This window comes from Capnocytophaga canimorsus, from assembly GCF_002302565.1.
GTDB classification, from domain to species: domain Bacteria; phylum Bacteroidota; class Bacteroidia; order Flavobacteriales; family Flavobacteriaceae; genus Capnocytophaga; species Capnocytophaga canimorsus.
In genome coordinates this window covers 1856988-1872922 of sequence record NZ_CP022382.1, presented here as the reverse complement: position 1 = coordinate 1872922, position 15935 = coordinate 1856988, and the positions used below count along the sequence as shown (strand labels likewise).

Below are 15935 nucleotides of genomic sequence, written 5' to 3'. Positions count from 1 at the left end.
CAAATTAGTACGCTCTATCTTTTTTCCCTTCATAGAAGTTGATAAAGGCTCTGTTTACTACGCGGTTTCCGCCATCGGTGGGGTAATTGCCCGTAAAATACCAGTCGCCCAAGTTCTGCGGACAAGCCTTATGCAAATTTGCAACCGATTGGAAAATAATCTTCACGTCGATTGAATAATCTTTCGGTAGTAATAGTTCCGTGATTTTGTCAGTGATTTCCTCATCGGTAAAAGGCTCATAAATTTCCTTGACGTAGTTTATCACTTTGTCGTCGCTCAAATGCACCTGTGCGATACATTTTTTATACACTTCTTCGATGATGTTATATGTGCCTCTTTCTTTGTGCAGTTGCAAGGTAGCTTCAAAAGCAATCAAGTCCTCCAATCTCGCCATATCAATTCCGTAACAATCAGGATAGCGGATTTGTGGAGCGGAAGAAACTACTACAATCTTTTTCGGTTTTAGGCGTCCCAAAATGTTGAGAATGCTTTTCTTCAAGGTCGTGCCTCGAACAATACTATCGTCGATGATTACCAGATTGTCGCCCTTTTGCACTGAACCATAGGTGATGTCGTACACGTGAGCTACGAGGTCGTCCCGAGAGCTGTCCTCCGTGATAAAGGTGCGGAGTTTGGCGTCCTTAATGGCTACTTTCTCCTTTCGGATTTTTTGGGATAAAATCTCGGCAAGTTTTTCTGAAGAAATGTCTTTTTCGGCTAAAATCTGTTGGTGTTTGAGTTTATTAAGATAGCTGTCGGCTTCCTCCACCAATCCCAAATATGAAGTTTCTGCCGTGTTCGGAATATATGCAAATACGCTATTTTTTAAATCATTATTGATAGATTGTAACACTTCGGGAAGTAATAACGCTCCCAGTTTTTTACGTTCCAAATAGATTTCTTTATCGCTTCCACGAGAGAAATAAATTCGCTCAAACGAACACGCCTTTCGTGGCAACTGCGGAATGATTTGCGTAACGGACGTGCTACCATCTTTCTTGATGATGATACCCGAACCTGGCTCCAATTCGTGGATTTGTTCAAACTCCAAATTGAAAGCCGTTTGAATAACGGGGCGTTCCGAAGCGATGACTACTACTTCCTCATCTTTGTAATAGTACGCTGGACGGATACCTGCTGGGTCACGCACCACGAAAGCATCTCCGTGACCTAAAATCCCTGCCATTGCGTAACCTCCGTCCCATCTTCGAGCTGATTTTCGTAATATTTTTGCCACGTCCAGTTCATCGGCAATGCGTTTGGAGGCTTCTACCTTTGAAAGACCTTCTTCTTTAAATTTCTGATAGAGTTCTTCCACTTCCGTATCCAGGAAATGCCCAATACGTTCCATAACCGTAACGGTATCAGTGTTTTCTTTTGGATGCTGACCCAATGCCACCAGTCGCTCGAAGAGTTCTTTAGCATTGGTCATATTGAAGTTTCCTGCCACAATTAGGTTGCGTGATTGCCAGTTGTTTTGTCGCAAGAAAGGATGTACATTTTCGATGCTATTCTGCCCGAAAGTTCCGTAACGCACGTGCCCTAAGTACACCTCACCAACGTATGGAAGGAGTTTTTTTTGTGCTTGTACGTCTTCTTTTAAATCGGGATTTTCTTTTAAGAGTTCGCTAATTCGCTGATTTACCTGCGTGAAGATATCTTGTATGGGTTGCGGTTGATTGCTTCGTACACGACTGATATAGCGTTCGCCAGGTTGCATATCGAGCTTTATGGTTGCCAGTCCGGCACCGTCTTGCCCTCGATTGTGTTGTTTTTCGAGCATCAAATACATTTTATTGATGCCATAGAAGGTTGTTCCGTATTTTTCTTTGTAAAAACTTAAAGGTTTTAGCAGTCGCACCATCGCGATGCCACATTCGTGTTTGATGTTGTCGCTCATTGTTTTTATTGAGTGTTAGCGATTAATTGTTTTAATAGTTAGCCTTATTTTGCTTGCAAAAGTATAGATTTTCCGTAAAATAGCACCAGATATAATCCTAAAAAATCAATTTTATAAAAACAAAAAACGCACCAAAAATAGTGTTCTACATTTTCTTTTTTGACTTTAACTACCCACAGAATTAAAACTTTGATCTAAATTAATCGGATTTATTAGATTATTTTTACTTAATCACCCAAAGACCTTAAATATTAAATATTTATTAAAATGTTTTTTTGACAGTTTTAAAAGACTACCTTTGCGGTAAGATTAAAAAAGATAAATTAATTAACAACATGAAAAAAACAACTTTAAGCCTAATTGCTTTAACCATTTCTGGTGGTTACGTTTTTGCTCAAGATTTACCTTCAAATCCGGCACCTGGAAAATGTTACGTGAAATGTATCACTAAAGACGAATTCCGTGAAGAGACTGAAACTATTGAAGTTTCTCCTGCTTATTCAAAATTAGAGGTAATCCCTGCTACTTACAAAACTATTGAAGAAAGAGTTTTAGTAAAAGAAGCTAGTAAAAAATTAGTGTATGTTCCTGCTGTTTATGAAACAGTTAATGTTCCTTACGTTCAAAAAGAAAAAGGAAGTGCGCTAACTGTAGTACCTGCTGCATTCGGAAAGGATGTTAAGACTTTGGAAGTGTTCCCTAAAACTTCAGGATGGGAGTACAAACATTTAGAAAACTGCCCTTCAATCAATAAAGATGCTTGTGTTACTGCGTGTTTTGTTGAAAGACCTGCTCGTTACGAAAATGTTAATATCACCACTTTGGCTAAAGATGCTTACACCAATGAGACTGAAATCGCTGAAGTTAATGCAACTTTCAAACGTCAAGTAGTAAAAACTCCTGCAAGAGTAGAAGAAGTTGAAATTCCTGCAGAATATGCTACTATCAAACGTCAAGTAATTGATCGTCCTGCAAGTACTCGTAAAGTAGAGGTTGCCGCTGAGTTTAAAACAGTTAGCAAACAAGTGTTGACTAAAAAAGGGGGAGTTACTGTTTGGGAAGAAGTAGATTGTAAGTTACTTGAACCTACAATGTTACCTATTTTCTACGAATACAATAGCGCTCGTTTGACTAAAGATTCTGAAAAAGTAATTGATGATGTTTTATTGCCTTTGTTAAGAGGTAAAAATACAAGTGTTGAAATTATGTCACACACTGACTCAAGAGGTAACGACCAGTACAATATGTCTTTATCTCAACAAAGAGCTAATGCTGTTGTTAACTATTTAGCTACCAAAGGCATTCAACGCTCAAGAATGATTGCTAAAGGATATGGTGAAACTCGTTTAATTAACAGATGTGCTAATGGCGTTCAATGTTCTGAAGAAGAACACCACAAAAATCGTCGTACTGAGTTCCGTATTTTGGGTGAATAATAATTAAATCATTCATAACTAAAGTTTGTTTTAGGATTAAACAATGTGAGCGATGCAAGTAGAGATATTTGCATCGCTTTTTTATTGCCTCTTGTTGCAAAGATGATTACCTTTGCTGGAAATCTATTTTTTTAGTTTTATGAAGATTTTTATAACGGGAATGGGCTCGGTTTCAGCTTTAGGTAATGATTTTAATTCAACTACTGAAGCCTACCGAAATTCAGATACTTACATTAAATATGATGCCCCTCCCACGGCTCCGCTTTGTTCTTCAAGCAAAAAAGAAATTGAAACTCTAAAAAACTTATATCCAGAGTACAAAGGACTAGACCCCTCCGTCTTATTTGCTATTATAGCTGCCCGAAAAGCGGTACAACAAGCACAGTGGCGTGAAAACACTTTTGGAATAAACATCGGCTCCTCTCGAGGTGCCACTTCCCTCTTTGAGCAACATTATCAATATTTTCTCACACACCAAAAATGTGCTACGTTGGCTTCTCCCTCCACCACATTAGGAAATATTGCCTCGTGGGTAGGACAGGATTTGAAAAGTGACCGTTTCGAAATGTCGCATTCCATTACGTGTTCCACTGCGTTACACGCCTTAGTCAATGGTATAGCTTGGCTTAAAAGTGGTATGGAAAATCGCTTTTTAGTTGGCGGAAGTGAAGCTCCTTTAACGCCTTTTACCATAGCTCAGGCTCAAGCCTTAAAAATTTATAGTAGTCTGAATCAGCCATACCCTTGTCGAGCAATGGATATGCAGAAACAACAAAATACAATGGTTTTAGGAGAAGGTGCAGCCGTTTTCTGTTTGGAAAAAGAGGAATCTGCAAAAGCATTAGCTCTTATCACTGGGGTGGGATATGCCACCGAACCCATTGCTCACAGTGTAGCCATCTCAGCAGACGCTAAATGTCTGCAAAAATCAATGACTATGGCACTGAAAAATCACGATAAAAACACCGTCGATGTTATTGTTACCCATACTCCTGGGACTTTAAAAGGCGATAAAGCCGAATTAATTGCCGTACAAAACGTTTTTGGTACAAATATTCCAGCTTTAACCAATAACAAATGGAAATTAGGGCATACCTACGGAGCCAGTGGAGCTCTTAGCCTTGAAATGGCGATTCTTATGCTAAATTTACAAGAATTTTTTCCAGTGCCTTACATTTCTTATACCAAGACACCTCAAAAAATAAATAAAATTCTTGTAAACGCTGTTGGTTTTGGTGGAAATGCCGTTAGCGTGGTTTTAGAACGTAAATAAATTGTTATCTTTGAGGTCGAAAAATAGATTGATAAAGTCTAAACTGATAATTTTAAGCCAATGAAAAACATATTTTTATCAACCATTTTAGTGGGAATGAGTTCCCTGAGTATCGCACAGACCTCGCAAACTCTCGAAAAGAATTGGAAATTCACGCGTGAGGACAACAAAAACTTCTCGCAAATTTTCGTAAATGACAAAAAATGGCAAAATGTAGTTGTGCCTCACGATTGGGCTATTTATGGTCCATTCGATATCGAAAATGACGTACAACGCACCGCCATCAAGCAAGACGGACAGGTAGCTCCCATAGAGCATTCGGGGCGTACGGGCGGACTTCCGTTCGTAGGTGTGGGTTGGTACCGAACCTCGTTTGATGTGGCGGATTTCAATTCCGACAAAAAAGTTTTCATCAAGTTTGACGGAGCAATGTCCAACGCCGAAGTATTCGTAAACGGGCAAAAAGCAGGGCAGTGGCATCACGGATACAACACTTTTTTCCTCGATGTTACTCCTTTTGTGAAAGCCAAAAACAATACGTTGGCGGTTCGTTTGGAGAATTTGACCCAGCAATCGCGTTGGTACCCAGGTGCAGGACTCTACCGAAATGTACACGTGATTACTAAAAACAAAACACACATTCCTATTTGGGGAATTCAGCTAACAACCCCTGAAATTGAGAAGAATTTTGCTAAAATTCAGCTAAAAACCGAAATAGAAAGTGAAAATCCGTCTAACATTGAAGTAGAAACCGAAATTTTTAACCCGAGAGGAGAAAAAATCGCTTCCGACAGAAAAAAATACGATGAATTTATTATCAATAATAAAATTCAGCAAGATATTTATGTAAAAAATCCTGTTTTGTGGGACATTCAGCAACCTAATTTGTACAAAGCAGTTACAAAAATATATGAAAACGGAACGCTGAAAGACACCGAAACAACCACTTTTGGTATCCGAAAAATCGAAATCAAACCCAATGACGGATTGTATCTTAACGGAAGAAAAATCAAGTTTCAAGGCGTGTGTATGCACCACGATTTGGGAGCAATTGGGACTGCGGTCAATGAGGCGGCTATCCGTCGTCAGATACGAATTATGCAAGATATGGGCGTGAACGCCATTCGTACCGCTCATAATATGCCAGCTCCTGAATATGTGCGTATTGCAGATGAAATGGGAATGATGTTGGCTTTGGAAAGTTTTGACGAATGGGCAATTCCGAAGGTAGAAAATGGCTACAATCGTTATTTTAAAGATTGGGCAGAAAAGGATTTAACCAATTTGGTACGTCATTTTCGTAACAACCCGAGTGTGGTGATGTGGTTCATCGGTAACGAAGTAGAAGAACAAAGCGTGGAGGAAGGTGCCAAAGTAGCACGTTGGTTGCAGGATATTATCCACAAGCACGATGGAACGCGACCTGTTTCCAACGGAATGGACAGACCCGACCACGTTTTCAAAAACAATATGGCGGCAACTATGCAGGTGGCAGGTTTCAACTATCGTCCGTTCCGTTATCAAGAAGCCTACAAATTGTTGCCTCAACAGATTATTTTGGGAAGTGAAACCGCTTCAACTATCAGTTCAAGAGGCGTTTACAAATTCCCTATAGAAAGAAAATCAATGCCAAAATATGAAGACCAACAAACCTCTTCCTATGATGTAGAGCATTGCAGTTGGTCAAATCTTCCAGAAGATGATTGGATTCAGCACGAAGACTTGCCTTACACCATCGGCGAATTCATTTGGACAGGCTTTGATTATTTGGGCGAACCGACTCCGTATTATGTAGAATGGCCAGCTCACAGCTCATACTTTGGTGCGGTGGATTTGGCAGGACTTCCTAAAGATAGATTTTACCTTTACAGAAGCCATTGGAACAAAGAAGCCGAAACGCTACACGTTCTACCACATTGGAATTGGAAAGGGCGTGAAGGACAGGTAACTCCAATTTTTGTTTATACAAATTATCCTTCGGCAGAGGTTTTCATCAATGGAAAAAGTCAAGGAAAACGTAGCAAAGATTTGAATATTCCGCTTGACGGAAGTTACACCAAAGAAGCGCAGCAATCGTTTGAGCGTCAGAAACGTTATCGCCTAATGTGGCTCGACACCAAATACGAGGCAGGTGAAGTTAAAGTGATTGCTTATGACAAAAACGGAAAAGCCGTAGCTGAAAAAATTGTAAAAACCGCAGGAAAACCACATTCACTTCGCCTTACTGCTGACAGAAATGTAATTACTGCCGACGGAAAAGACCTTTCGTTCATTACCATAGAAGCGGTGGACAAAGACGGAAATCTATGTCCTAATGTAAATGATTTGGTTACTTTTAAATTGAGTGGAGCGGGAACATATCGTGCGGCATCCAATGGCGATGCCACCTCAACCGACCAATTCCATTTGCCAAAAATGCATCTTTTCAACGGAAAATTGGTAGCCATCGTACAATCAAGCGAAAAAGCAGGGGAAATCACTTTCGAAGCCAAAAGTAAAGGACTGAAAAGTAGTGTGATTAAAGTAAAAACAAAATGATATAAGTGATAAAAGCTAAAAAACACGTATTACTTGTTTAAATAATATATGTTCTTGTTTGTTTTAGTTAATATATATGTATTTAAAATTTTAATAGTTATTTTTATGAGAAGAACAATCTTTATTTTTTTATTGTTAATTGGGGTCATTTCTTGTGGTAAGAATGACAATAATGCAGATACATCTAATCCTCTTATTGGTATTTGGCAATTAGAGGAGGAAATAGAACAAGGTAAAGTAGTAGGAAAATTACAGCCTTGCTTCTATTTGAGAACTCTTACTTGCAGCGAAAACACGGTAACCCGACGTAGTTATTCAAGTAGTTGTGAGTTAAATACAGTAGTTTTTAACTATAAGTTTAAGAACAATACCATAGAGGTAGTTAATGAAAAAGGAGAAACTATTAAGGCAATGAATTTTATCCTTGAGGGTAACAAACTCACTTTTAACAATACTGTAAAGGGAGAAGATGGTAGTGATGTAATTCTTATCTCTGTGTATCGAAAAGTAGATAAGCTTCCTATTCCCTAAGTTAAAAGATATAACTTAGGGAAGATTCCTGAAAATTAAGTATTAGATAACTAAATAGAAATAAAGCTTTATTTGCTTAGCTTTAACCCTATTTTAACAACTTCAACCTTAAATAAAATTAGAGTGCTGAATCATTTATTTTAACAGCATTTTAAAGTTTTTTAAATTTAAAATTTATAAATTTGCCCAATAACTAAAATTAATATTCAATGACTAAAAAATTATTTTTGGCTGCAGCTGTTTGTTCAGCTATTGTATTGACAGGTTGTAAAAACAACAACACTAAGAAAGATAATTCAACAACTGAAGTTGAAAAAGTTGTAGAAAAAGGCGTTTCAGGAGAGTATAAAGTAGATACTGATAATGCTGTGGTAGAATGGGTGGGTTCAAAACCTGCAGGAAAACACAACGGAACAGTTAAAGTAAAAGAAGGTAAGGTTACTGTAAAAGATGGTGTAGTTACCTCAGGTGAGTTCGTGTTGGATATGAACACCATTACAGTACTTGACTTAACTTCAGAAGATGGAAAAGAAAATTTAGAAGACCACTTGAAAGGAACAGGAAAAGAAGATGCAGAAGATCACTTTTTCAACGTAAAACAATTCCCTACAGCTACTTTCGTTTTGAAATCATTTGACGGAACTAACGTTCACGGTGATTTGACTGTAAAAGGAAAAACCAAAACCATTGCCTTCCCTGCTTCAGTAAGTGTTTCTGAAAATGAGTTCTCTTTGGTTTCTGAGCCTTTCAAAATCAATCGTACAGACTTTGGAGTAAATTATGCTTCAAAATCTATCTTTGATAACTTAAAGGACAAATTCATTGATGATGAGATTGAACTTACCGTAAAAGCTAAAGCTACTAAATAAGGCAAAAGTTTCTATACTTAAAACACATTTGGTTTTTAGAGTTACTATGAAAAAACCGACTTCGTAAAAAAAGAAGTCGGTTTTTTTTATGGATAAGTCCTAAAAAAGCCAACTTCTTAAATAAAAAATAAAAATTTTACTCCTATATGAATGCCACGTTACTACTATGGGTTTTTGATAAATTTAAAGGGCAATGTGGTAAAAAATGGTGCTTTTTTAATTGATAGAAAATGCTTAAATTTGGTATAATAGACAAAAATTAAGCTGTTTTTTAGACGATCGTTTCTAATGGACATTTTTTAGGCTCTAATTTTTTACCAAATTTTGATTTGAATTTAAATAGCATTTTCTTTGTCTCATCTTTATAAACAGAAACAGGCTCTGCTGGAGAGCAACCTGTCAGGCCTACAATCTGAGGCGAAGTCCGAAGATGGAAATACTTCCTGCCTTTTAATGAAAAAAGGCTCAAAAAAAGGAGGATTTTGATTAAAATTATCCCGAAAAAGGGAGAAAAAACGATAAAAAAGAACATAATTTCGAATTTTCACAAACACATTTTCTAAAAAAATCATCCGAATATGAGAAAAAATAGAGGGTGAATGGTTCTTGCAAAAGTCTCTTTTAGCTTCCGTTTATGTGATTTTTTAAGGGTTTAGTCACCCTGATTGGTTCACAAAACGTAAAGAGAAGGGTATCCTATCCAAAGTCGCATTTCTGGGTACAAATTTCATCTCCGATAAAATTCACCCAAATTAGACAAACTATAAAATCATTCTATAAAATGGATTTTTATGCCCTTAGTATTTATTAAACATCAACTTAAAATTTAGTGTGCCTGAGCTAACCGCTAAATTCTCCATTTGGAAAACAAAATAAAACCACTTATATTTGTAGCTTAACAACTAAATGTTTTCTTATGTTTAAATTTGAAAAATCAGGGAATCCGGTACTAAAAGAAGAAACTTTTAGAAAATCGGCACTAATCAATGAAGGAGTAATGACCTTTAAAGGGGCTTTGAACAAAACCGCTTTGCTACTTTTGCTTACTATTGCTGCTGCCTACTTTACTTGGACACGTTCGCTAGATGTACTAACGGCTGAAACAATGAAATTGTATGTCATTGGAGGGGCTATCGGAGGTTTTATAGTATCGTTAATCATTATTTTCAGAAATAAAACTGCGCCATATTTAGCTCCCGCTTATGCCATTTTGGAAGGCTTTTTCTTGGGTGGAATTTCTGCAATGTTCGAAATGCAATACCCTGGGATTGCTTTTCAAGCCATTGCTGCTACCTTTAGCGTTTTCTTAGCGTTATTGCTCGTTTATCGTACTGGAATTATAAAAGTTACCCAAAAATTCCGTATGATTGTTGTTGGAGCAACCGCTGGAATTGCATTATTTTACTTATTAGGATTTGTACTTTCGTTTTTTTCAGTACAAATGCCTTTAATTCACGATAGTTCTATTTTTGGTATAGGATTTAGCGTTGTGGTAGTAATTATAGCCTCACTTAATTTGGTGCTTGACTTTGATTTTATCGAAAAAGCCTCAAATGGTGGAGCACCCAAATATATGGAATGGTATGCTGGTTTTTCATTGATGATAACCTTAGTTTGGTTGTATATTGAAATATTACGATTACTTTCTAAATTAAGAGACTAAATGATAAATTGGTCAAAAAATTAAAGTAGCATAAACTATTGGTTTAGTTTATGCTACTTTTTTATCTTAATCTTACTGCAGCTTTCCAGATTTTTGTCAAAGTAGAAAATCTCTGTTACTTTAGTGTTGAATTACTTACCTTTGTCTTGTTTAAAATACTGAAACTTAGTGCAACTCTATTATGCAACCTTCTGAAAATCCGTCTTTAAGAAAAATTATCCATATCGATATGGATGCTTTTTTTGCTTCGGTGGAGCAGTTGGACTTTCCCCATTTGAAAGGAAAACCCATAGCCGTTGGAGGCGGAAAGGAACGAGGCGTAATTGCAGCAGCAAGTTACGAAGCCCGAAAATTTGGAGTGAGAAGTGCAATGAGCGGAGTTATAGCAAAAAAACGATGCCCTGAACTGATTTTTATGCCTCCGCGTTTCGAACGATACCGTCAAATTTCCCAACAGATTCGAGAAATCTTTTATCAATATACCGATTTGGTAGAACCGCTTTCACTTGATGAAGCCTATTTAGATGTAACACATAACAAGAAAAATTGTCCTTCGGCTACCCTTATCGCTACTGAAATCCGTCAAAAGATATATGAAAAAACAGGATTAACGGCTTCGGCAGGAATTTCAATAAATAAATTTGTCGCTAAAATAGCTAGTGATTTTAACAAACCTAACGGACAAAAAACGGTTTCCTTCGATGAAGTTCAAGATTTCTTAGACGTTTTAGACGTGAAACGATTTTACGGCATTGGTAAAGTTACTACTGAAAAAATGTATTTAAAAGGAATTTTTACAGGTAAAGATTTACGCAATAAGTCATTATCTTTCTTAGAAGAACACTTTGGCAATCACGCAATTTACTATTATCAACTCGCACGAGGTATTCACCTAAGTGAGGTAAAACCCTTACGATTGCCTAAATCGGTCGGCGCCGAACGCACTTTTTCAAAAAACATTACTAGTGAAGTTTTTATGGAAAAAGATTTGTACGCCATCGCTCAAGAATTGCACGAACGTATGGCAAAAAAAGGGGTGTTAGGGAAAACAATCACCCTTAAAATTAAATACAGTGATTTTTCCGTGCAAACACGTAGCAAAACTTTTCCTTATCAAATCGCTCAAAAAGTGGAAATCTTTCACCTTTCAAAGGAATTATTATATCAGCAACCTTTGGAAAATTCGGTACGTTTGCTAGGTATTTCTATCTCTAACTTGAACAATAAATCCACAGAAAAAACAAAAAATAAGCAAAAATACATTCAGCTAGAAATAGAATTTCCGAAATGGTAATCCCATTATCAAACAAAAAAAGGCAGTAAAAATATTCTCTATTCTTACTGCTTTTTTTATAGTTTAGCAACATTTATAACAAATCTGTCGTTATGAGAACAATCTGTCGAAGAAGTTTTTACGTTTTTCGTTCATCGCTTCGTTTACGTGATAGATGTCGTCAGAAACAACCTCTGAAGAACTACTCATTGAAGCATCGGCTTTGAAGGTCATATCTTCATTACTTTCAGCCATTATACTGATAACAAAGTCAATGTAATCTTTTTTTTGCATTGTTAAGTAGTTTTTGAAAAATCGGCTACTTAAATCCATTCCTCCTACTTTTTCGAGTTTCAAAAGGGTTTCGTACAAAGGCGCTACGTAGTTGGTAATTACCTTTTCAGGCACAGCTTTTCTTCTTCCTAAATAATGGGTAATGTTGCCCATAGCATCTTTACGCATTTCAAAATCAGTGATTACCCAATAATATTCCCCGCTTTTTGAAAGGTTTTTAACCACACCCGCAAAATTGTTTCCTTGCTTGATATTGTCCCAAAGCATTTTAAAAACAATTTTAGGCATATCTGGATGACGAATTATGTTGTGAGGCTGCCCGATAAGCTCATTGGAGGAGTATCCAGAAACCGTACAAAAAGCTTCATTTACGTTAGTTATAGTCCCGAAACGGTCAGTTTCACTGATCAAAGTTTTTGATTTATCCCAACTAACTTCTCTATCAATAGGTGTTGGTTTGGCTATTGATGCTTGCGGTTGTTTAAATTCTTCAAACATAACTATTCCTTTATTTTTATATCCGAAACAAAAGTAAGAAAATAATTTCTACAAATACCTACTATTTATTCACAAAGTTTTTTAATTTGTGTATCTTTTATAAAATTATTAACTTTTTATTCGTAAGATGAGTTTATTATTGGCATTCCCAAGTGAAATTTTCAATTTTTGAATCTCGCTCAGGGCGAAATTCATAATGCCACCACTCGGAATAAATGGAGCGGAAATTGTGTTTATCCATCACCTCTTTGAGTAATTTTCGGTTTTTTATCACTTGCGAAGGAAGATTCTGATAATTATGATGCGCCTCCTTACCGAAATAATCAAACACAGTTCCCATATCAAGTTCGTTGCCATTGCTATCCACCAAAGTGATATCTACAGCCGCTCCCCGATTATGTTTTGAACCCTTTGCTGGATTAGCCACATAATGCGTTCCTGGTAGGATACTCCACATTTTTTGCTGTACCGAGAGCGGACGGTAACAATCAAAAATCTTGATGCGATATCCTAATTTTTTGAACGATTCATTAGCCGCTACCAAAGCCTTTGCTGTTTCTTTCCGCAAGAAACACTCCGCACAGTCGTAAACAGCTTGTTTTAAAAAATTATCGGTGGTGGCGTATTTCAAATCCAATATAAAATCATCAGAAAGTGCTTGTATATTCACGAAATCATCGTGATAAACCTCAATTTGTTTTGATTTTTTTTCATAAGAAACAAACTCTACTAAGGTATCCGTTTTACTTTCAATTGTAGCGGTAGAGAATTGCTCTTTTGCCTTATTTCTACAGCAAATAATAAAAAAAAGCAAGATTACTATGCTATTTTTAAACCAAAAATTCCGATTTTTTCCTTGCCTAAACCCCATTTGAACGCATTTTATAATTCACAAATGTAACGAAAATATGCCTTAATAGCGAATTGTGTGTAATTGTAAATCAACTCATAAAAAGTTTTTATCTTTGTCTTAGTTTACAGAAGATTTTTTTCGGATGAAAATAAATAAAAATTCGTGGCAGGTTAAATTTCTATTTTGGAGGGCACGATACCTTACCAATAGGCAATTTATTCTTATACTTTGTGCTTTGATTGGTTTTTTATCGGGTATTTTGGCAGTTTTGATGAAAAAGTTCACATTACTGATTCAAAGTTTGCTCCAAAATGGTTTGGTAATGCACTATCACAGAGCCTTCTATTTTGTTTTTCCTACTATTGGTTTTTTTATTGTTTATCTAATCATTAAATATGTGATTCGGCATCGGGTGGAGTCTGGTATTCCTTACACGCTGTACGCCATTTCCAAACTTAAAGGACTGATGCCTACCTATCAAATGTATGCCAGTTTACTTACCGCACCCATTACCGTTGGCTTCGGAGGGTCTGTAGGGCTTGAAGGACCTATGGTAGCATCAGGCTCAAGCATCAGTTCCAATTTAGGTAAACTCTTTCACGTAAATCAGTCAGAGCGAATGTTACTAATCGCTTGTGCTTGTGCAGGAACTATGGCAGCAATGTTTAAAGCTCCTGTAGCAGCCATTGTTTTTGCTATTGAAGTTTTTAGCTTGGATTTAACTCTAATGTCACTCATTCCGCTGATTTCCTCTTCTTTACTGGCAGTACTGACATCTTATTTTTTCTTTGGCAATGAGTTCCTTTTGCCTTTCTACACTCACGAAGATTATAAATTCGCAGATACGCCTTATTACATCGGATTAGGCATTTTATCAGGAATCGTTTCTATTTATTTCAGTATTGCCTATGAGAGAATTATCCAGTTTTATGAAAGTATCGATTCCTTATTAAAGCGACTATTTTTTGGCGGATTGATGATAGGAATCATCGTCTTTTTCATTCCGCCCTTATATGGAGAAGGTTTTGAATTGATGAATAACTTAATTAAAGGACAGCCCGAATTATCATTAAACAACAATGTTTTTGGATGGGATTTGAGTAATCAATGGCAGATTATTGCACTAATGGGCGGTTTAGTGCTTTTTAAAGTCATTGCCACGGCAACCACTGTGGGTGCAGGAGGAGTCGGAGGGGTTTTCGCTCCCGCTCTTTTTATGGGAAGTATGATGGGGCATTTTTTTGGAAGATTGGTCAATAAAATGGCTTTTTGGGGACAAACTGTACCTTTATCCAGTTTTACATTAGTAGGAATGGCAGGGCTTATGGCAGGAGTGTTACACGCTCCGCTTACTGCAATTTTCTTAATTGCTGAACTTACAGGCGGACATACATTATTCGTGCCCTTGATGATGACTGCAGCCATCTCTTTTTCCATATCAAAATATTATTTGAAACACTCTTTTTACTCAAAATCATTAGCTTTAAAAGGCGAACTCATTACTCACAATAAAGACCAAGCTATTCTTACACTGATGGATATCGAATCAGTTATTGAGAAAAACTTCATCCAACTAACGCCTCAAATGAATTTGGGAGAGGTTGTTTACCAAGGTATTGTAAAATCCAATCGGAATATTTTTCCGGTAGTACACCCTGAAACCCAGCATTTGGAAGGCGTGATTTCAATTGACGATATTCGTTCCATTATGTTTGAACACGCACTTTACAACGAGGTTACCGTGGCAGAAATGATGAAAAAATCAGTGGAAGTAATTCGGTTAGAAACCGATAAAATGGCAGATATTATGCGTAAATTTCAAGATACCGGAGCGTGGAATCTGCCAGTGGTTCGAGAAGGTGTTTACATAGGATTTATCTCAAAATCAAGGCTTTTAAGTACATATCGCCGAAAATTGATTTATTTTTCAAATTCGTAGGATTTTTGGTCGTTATATTGGTAAAATTTTACCTCAACATCAAAAAAACAGAGGATTGCCTTTGAAAAATCATCAGACAACCCTCTCTACTATGAAAAACAAAAAATTATACTATCTACAACTTGCTTTCAAATATTCACGATTCATACGTGCGATATTTTCCAAAGAAATACCTTTTGGACATTCTACCTCACAAGCTCCAGTGTTGGTACAGTTTCCGAAACCTTCCAAATCCATTTGGTGTACCATATTCATCACTCGGTCAGCAGCTTCTACACGTCCTTGTGGAAGCAATGCAAATTGCGACACTTTTGCCGCCACAAACAACATCGCAGATGAGTTTTTACACGTTGCCACACAAGCTCCACAACCGATACAAGAAGCAGCATCCATTGAGCGGTCAGCATCGTATTTCGGAATTGGAATCGCATTGGCATCTTGTGTGTTTCCAGAAGTATTTACCGAAATATATCCTCCTGCTTGTTGGATACGCTCGAAAGCGGTTCTGTCCACAATCAAGTCTTTAATTACTGGGAAAGCAGTTGCTCTCCAAGGCTCAATAGTGATAGTGTCGCCGTCGTTGAACATACGCATATGTAACTGACACGTCGTAATTCCTCGGTCAGGTCCGTGAGCTTCCCCATTGATGAAAAGCGAACACATACCACAAATTCCCTCACGACAATCGTGGTCAAACGCCACAGGTTCTTCACCTTTGGCTACCAAACTTTCATTAAGTACGTCCATCATTTCCAAAAACGACATATGTTCGGAAATATCGGTTACTTTATATTCTACCATACGACCCTTATCGTTGGCGTTCTTCTGTCTCCAAATTTTTAATGTTAAATTCATTGTGCTTAGGATT

The 15935-nt window shown here is 37.0% G+C and carries 12 protein-coding genes; 8 read left to right on the top strand and 4 right to left on the bottom strand.

What is annotated here, in order from left to right; genetic code table 11:
- Positions 1 to 4 precede the first annotated feature (4 nt).
- Positions 5 to 1900 (bottom strand): amidophosphoribosyltransferase, encoded by a 1896-nt coding sequence (locus CGC47_RS08270; RefSeq protein ID WP_041990814.1) that lies wholly within the window; start codon positions 1898 to 1900, stop codon positions 5 to 7.
- A gap of 335 nt (positions 1901 to 2235) precedes the next feature.
- Here CGC47_RS08270 and CGC47_RS08265 point away from each other — a divergent pair, with 335 nt between their 5' ends.
- The 7 genes from CGC47_RS08265 to dinB all read left to right on the top strand — a co-directional run bounded on the left by CGC47_RS08265 (position 2236) and on the right by dinB (position 11504).
- Positions 2236 to 3336, top strand: coding sequence for an OmpA family protein (locus CGC47_RS08265; RefSeq protein WP_042000704.1), 1101 nt, complete (start codon positions 2236 to 2238; stop codon positions 3334 to 3336).
- A gap of 139 nt (positions 3337 to 3475) precedes the next feature.
- Entirely contained in the window at positions 3476 to 4609 is a 1134-nt protein-coding gene (locus tag CGC47_RS08260; RefSeq protein ID WP_095900225.1) for a beta-ketoacyl synthase N-terminal-like domain-containing protein, read from the top strand.
- 60 nt (positions 4610 to 4669) lie between these two features.
- A complete protein-coding gene (locus CGC47_RS08255) occupies positions 4670 to 7147 on the top strand; it encodes a DUF4982 domain-containing protein (protein WP_042000701.1) in 2478 nt (825 codons plus the stop codon).
- Positions 7148 to 7252: 105 nt separating this feature from the next.
- Entirely contained in the window at positions 7253 to 7678 is a 426-nt protein-coding gene (locus tag CGC47_RS08250) for a lipocalin-like domain-containing protein (RefSeq protein ID WP_157799874.1), read from the top strand.
- A gap of 209 nt (positions 7679 to 7887) precedes the next feature.
- Complete coding sequence (locus CGC47_RS08245; protein ID WP_095900224.1) at positions 7888 to 8547, top strand: YceI family protein; 660 nt, start codon at positions 7888 to 7890, stop codon at positions 8545 to 8547.
- 916 nt (positions 8548 to 9463) lie between these two features.
- Complete coding sequence (locus tag CGC47_RS08240; protein ID WP_013996360.1) at positions 9464 to 10210, top strand: Bax inhibitor-1/YccA family protein; 747 nt, start codon at positions 9464 to 9466, stop codon at positions 10208 to 10210.
- A 181-nt stretch (positions 10211 to 10391) separates the two neighbouring features.
- A complete protein-coding gene (gene dinB / locus CGC47_RS08235; protein WP_041999085.1) occupies positions 10392 to 11504 on the top strand; it encodes a DNA polymerase IV in 1113 nt (370 codons plus the stop codon).
- Positions 11505 to 11594: 90 nt separating this feature from the next.
- Here dinB and CGC47_RS08230 read toward each other — a convergent pair whose 3' ends face one another.
- Together CGC47_RS08230 and ddpX are read right to left on the bottom strand one after the other, a co-directional pair.
- Positions 11595 to 12275 carry a PAS domain-containing protein gene (locus CGC47_RS08230; protein ID WP_041999082.1) on the bottom strand — a complete coding sequence of 227 codons (681 nt, stop codon included), beginning with the start codon at positions 12273 to 12275 and terminating at the stop codon, positions 11595 to 11597.
- 136 nt (positions 12276 to 12411) lie between these two features.
- Positions 12412 to 13146: a D-alanyl-D-alanine dipeptidase gene (gene ddpX, locus CGC47_RS08225; protein WP_231552228.1), complete on the bottom strand. Its 735-nt coding sequence runs from the start codon at positions 13144 to 13146 to the stop codon at positions 12412 to 12414.
- A gap of 124 nt (positions 13147 to 13270) precedes the next feature.
- On the opposite strand from ddpX, the gene CGC47_RS08220 reads away from it, so the two are divergent.
- Entirely contained in the window at positions 13271 to 15067 is a 1797-nt protein-coding gene (locus CGC47_RS08220) for a chloride channel protein (protein WP_095900223.1), read from the top strand.
- A gap of 111 nt (positions 15068 to 15178) precedes the next feature.
- Here the strand turns inward: CGC47_RS08220 and CGC47_RS08215 are convergent, their stop codons facing one another.
- Positions 15179 to 15922, bottom strand: coding sequence for a succinate dehydrogenase/fumarate reductase iron-sulfur subunit (locus CGC47_RS08215; protein ID WP_018279740.1), 744 nt, complete (start codon positions 15920 to 15922; stop codon positions 15179 to 15181).
- Positions 15923 to 15935 lie beyond the last annotated feature (13 nt).

Bases quoted from the DNA above. Each gene is read 5' to 3' on its own strand.
- CGC47_RS08270 (WP_041990814.1), bottom strand. From the start codon at position 1,900: ATGAGCGACAACATCAAACACGAATGTGGCATCGCGATGGTGCGACTG.
- CGC47_RS08265 (WP_042000704.1), top strand. From the start codon at position 2,236: ATGAAAAAAACAACTTTAAGCCTAATTGCTTTAACCATTTCTGGTGGT.
- CGC47_RS08260 (WP_095900225.1), top strand. From the start codon at position 3,476: ATGAAGATTTTTATAACGGGAATGGGCTCGGTTTCAGCTTTAGGTAAT.
- CGC47_RS08255 (WP_042000701.1), top strand. From the start codon at position 4,670: ATGAAAAACATATTTTTATCAACCATTTTAGTGGGAATGAGTTCCCTG.
- CGC47_RS08250 (WP_157799874.1), top strand. From the start codon at position 7,253: ATGAGAAGAACAATCTTTATTTTTTTATTGTTAATTGGGGTCATTTCT.
- CGC47_RS08245 (WP_095900224.1), top strand. From the start codon at position 7,888: ATGACTAAAAAATTATTTTTGGCTGCAGCTGTTTGTTCAGCTATTGTA.
- CGC47_RS08240 (WP_013996360.1), top strand. From the start codon at position 9,464: ATGTTTAAATTTGAAAAATCAGGGAATCCGGTACTAAAAGAAGAAACT.
- dinB (WP_041999085.1), top strand. From the start codon at position 10,392: ATGCAACCTTCTGAAAATCCGTCTTTAAGAAAAATTATCCATATCGAT.
- CGC47_RS08230 (WP_041999082.1), bottom strand. From the start codon at position 12,275: ATGTTTGAAGAATTTAAACAACCGCAAGCATCAATAGCCAAACCAACA.
- ddpX (WP_231552228.1), bottom strand. From the start codon at position 13,146: ATGGGGTTTAGGCAAGGAAAAAATCGGAATTTTTGGTTTAAAAATAGC.
- CGC47_RS08220 (WP_095900223.1), top strand. From the start codon at position 13,271: ATGAAAATAAATAAAAATTCGTGGCAGGTTAAATTTCTATTTTGGAGG.
- CGC47_RS08215 (WP_018279740.1), bottom strand. From the start codon at position 15,922: ATGAATTTAACATTAAAAATTTGGAGACAGAAGAACGCCAACGATAAG.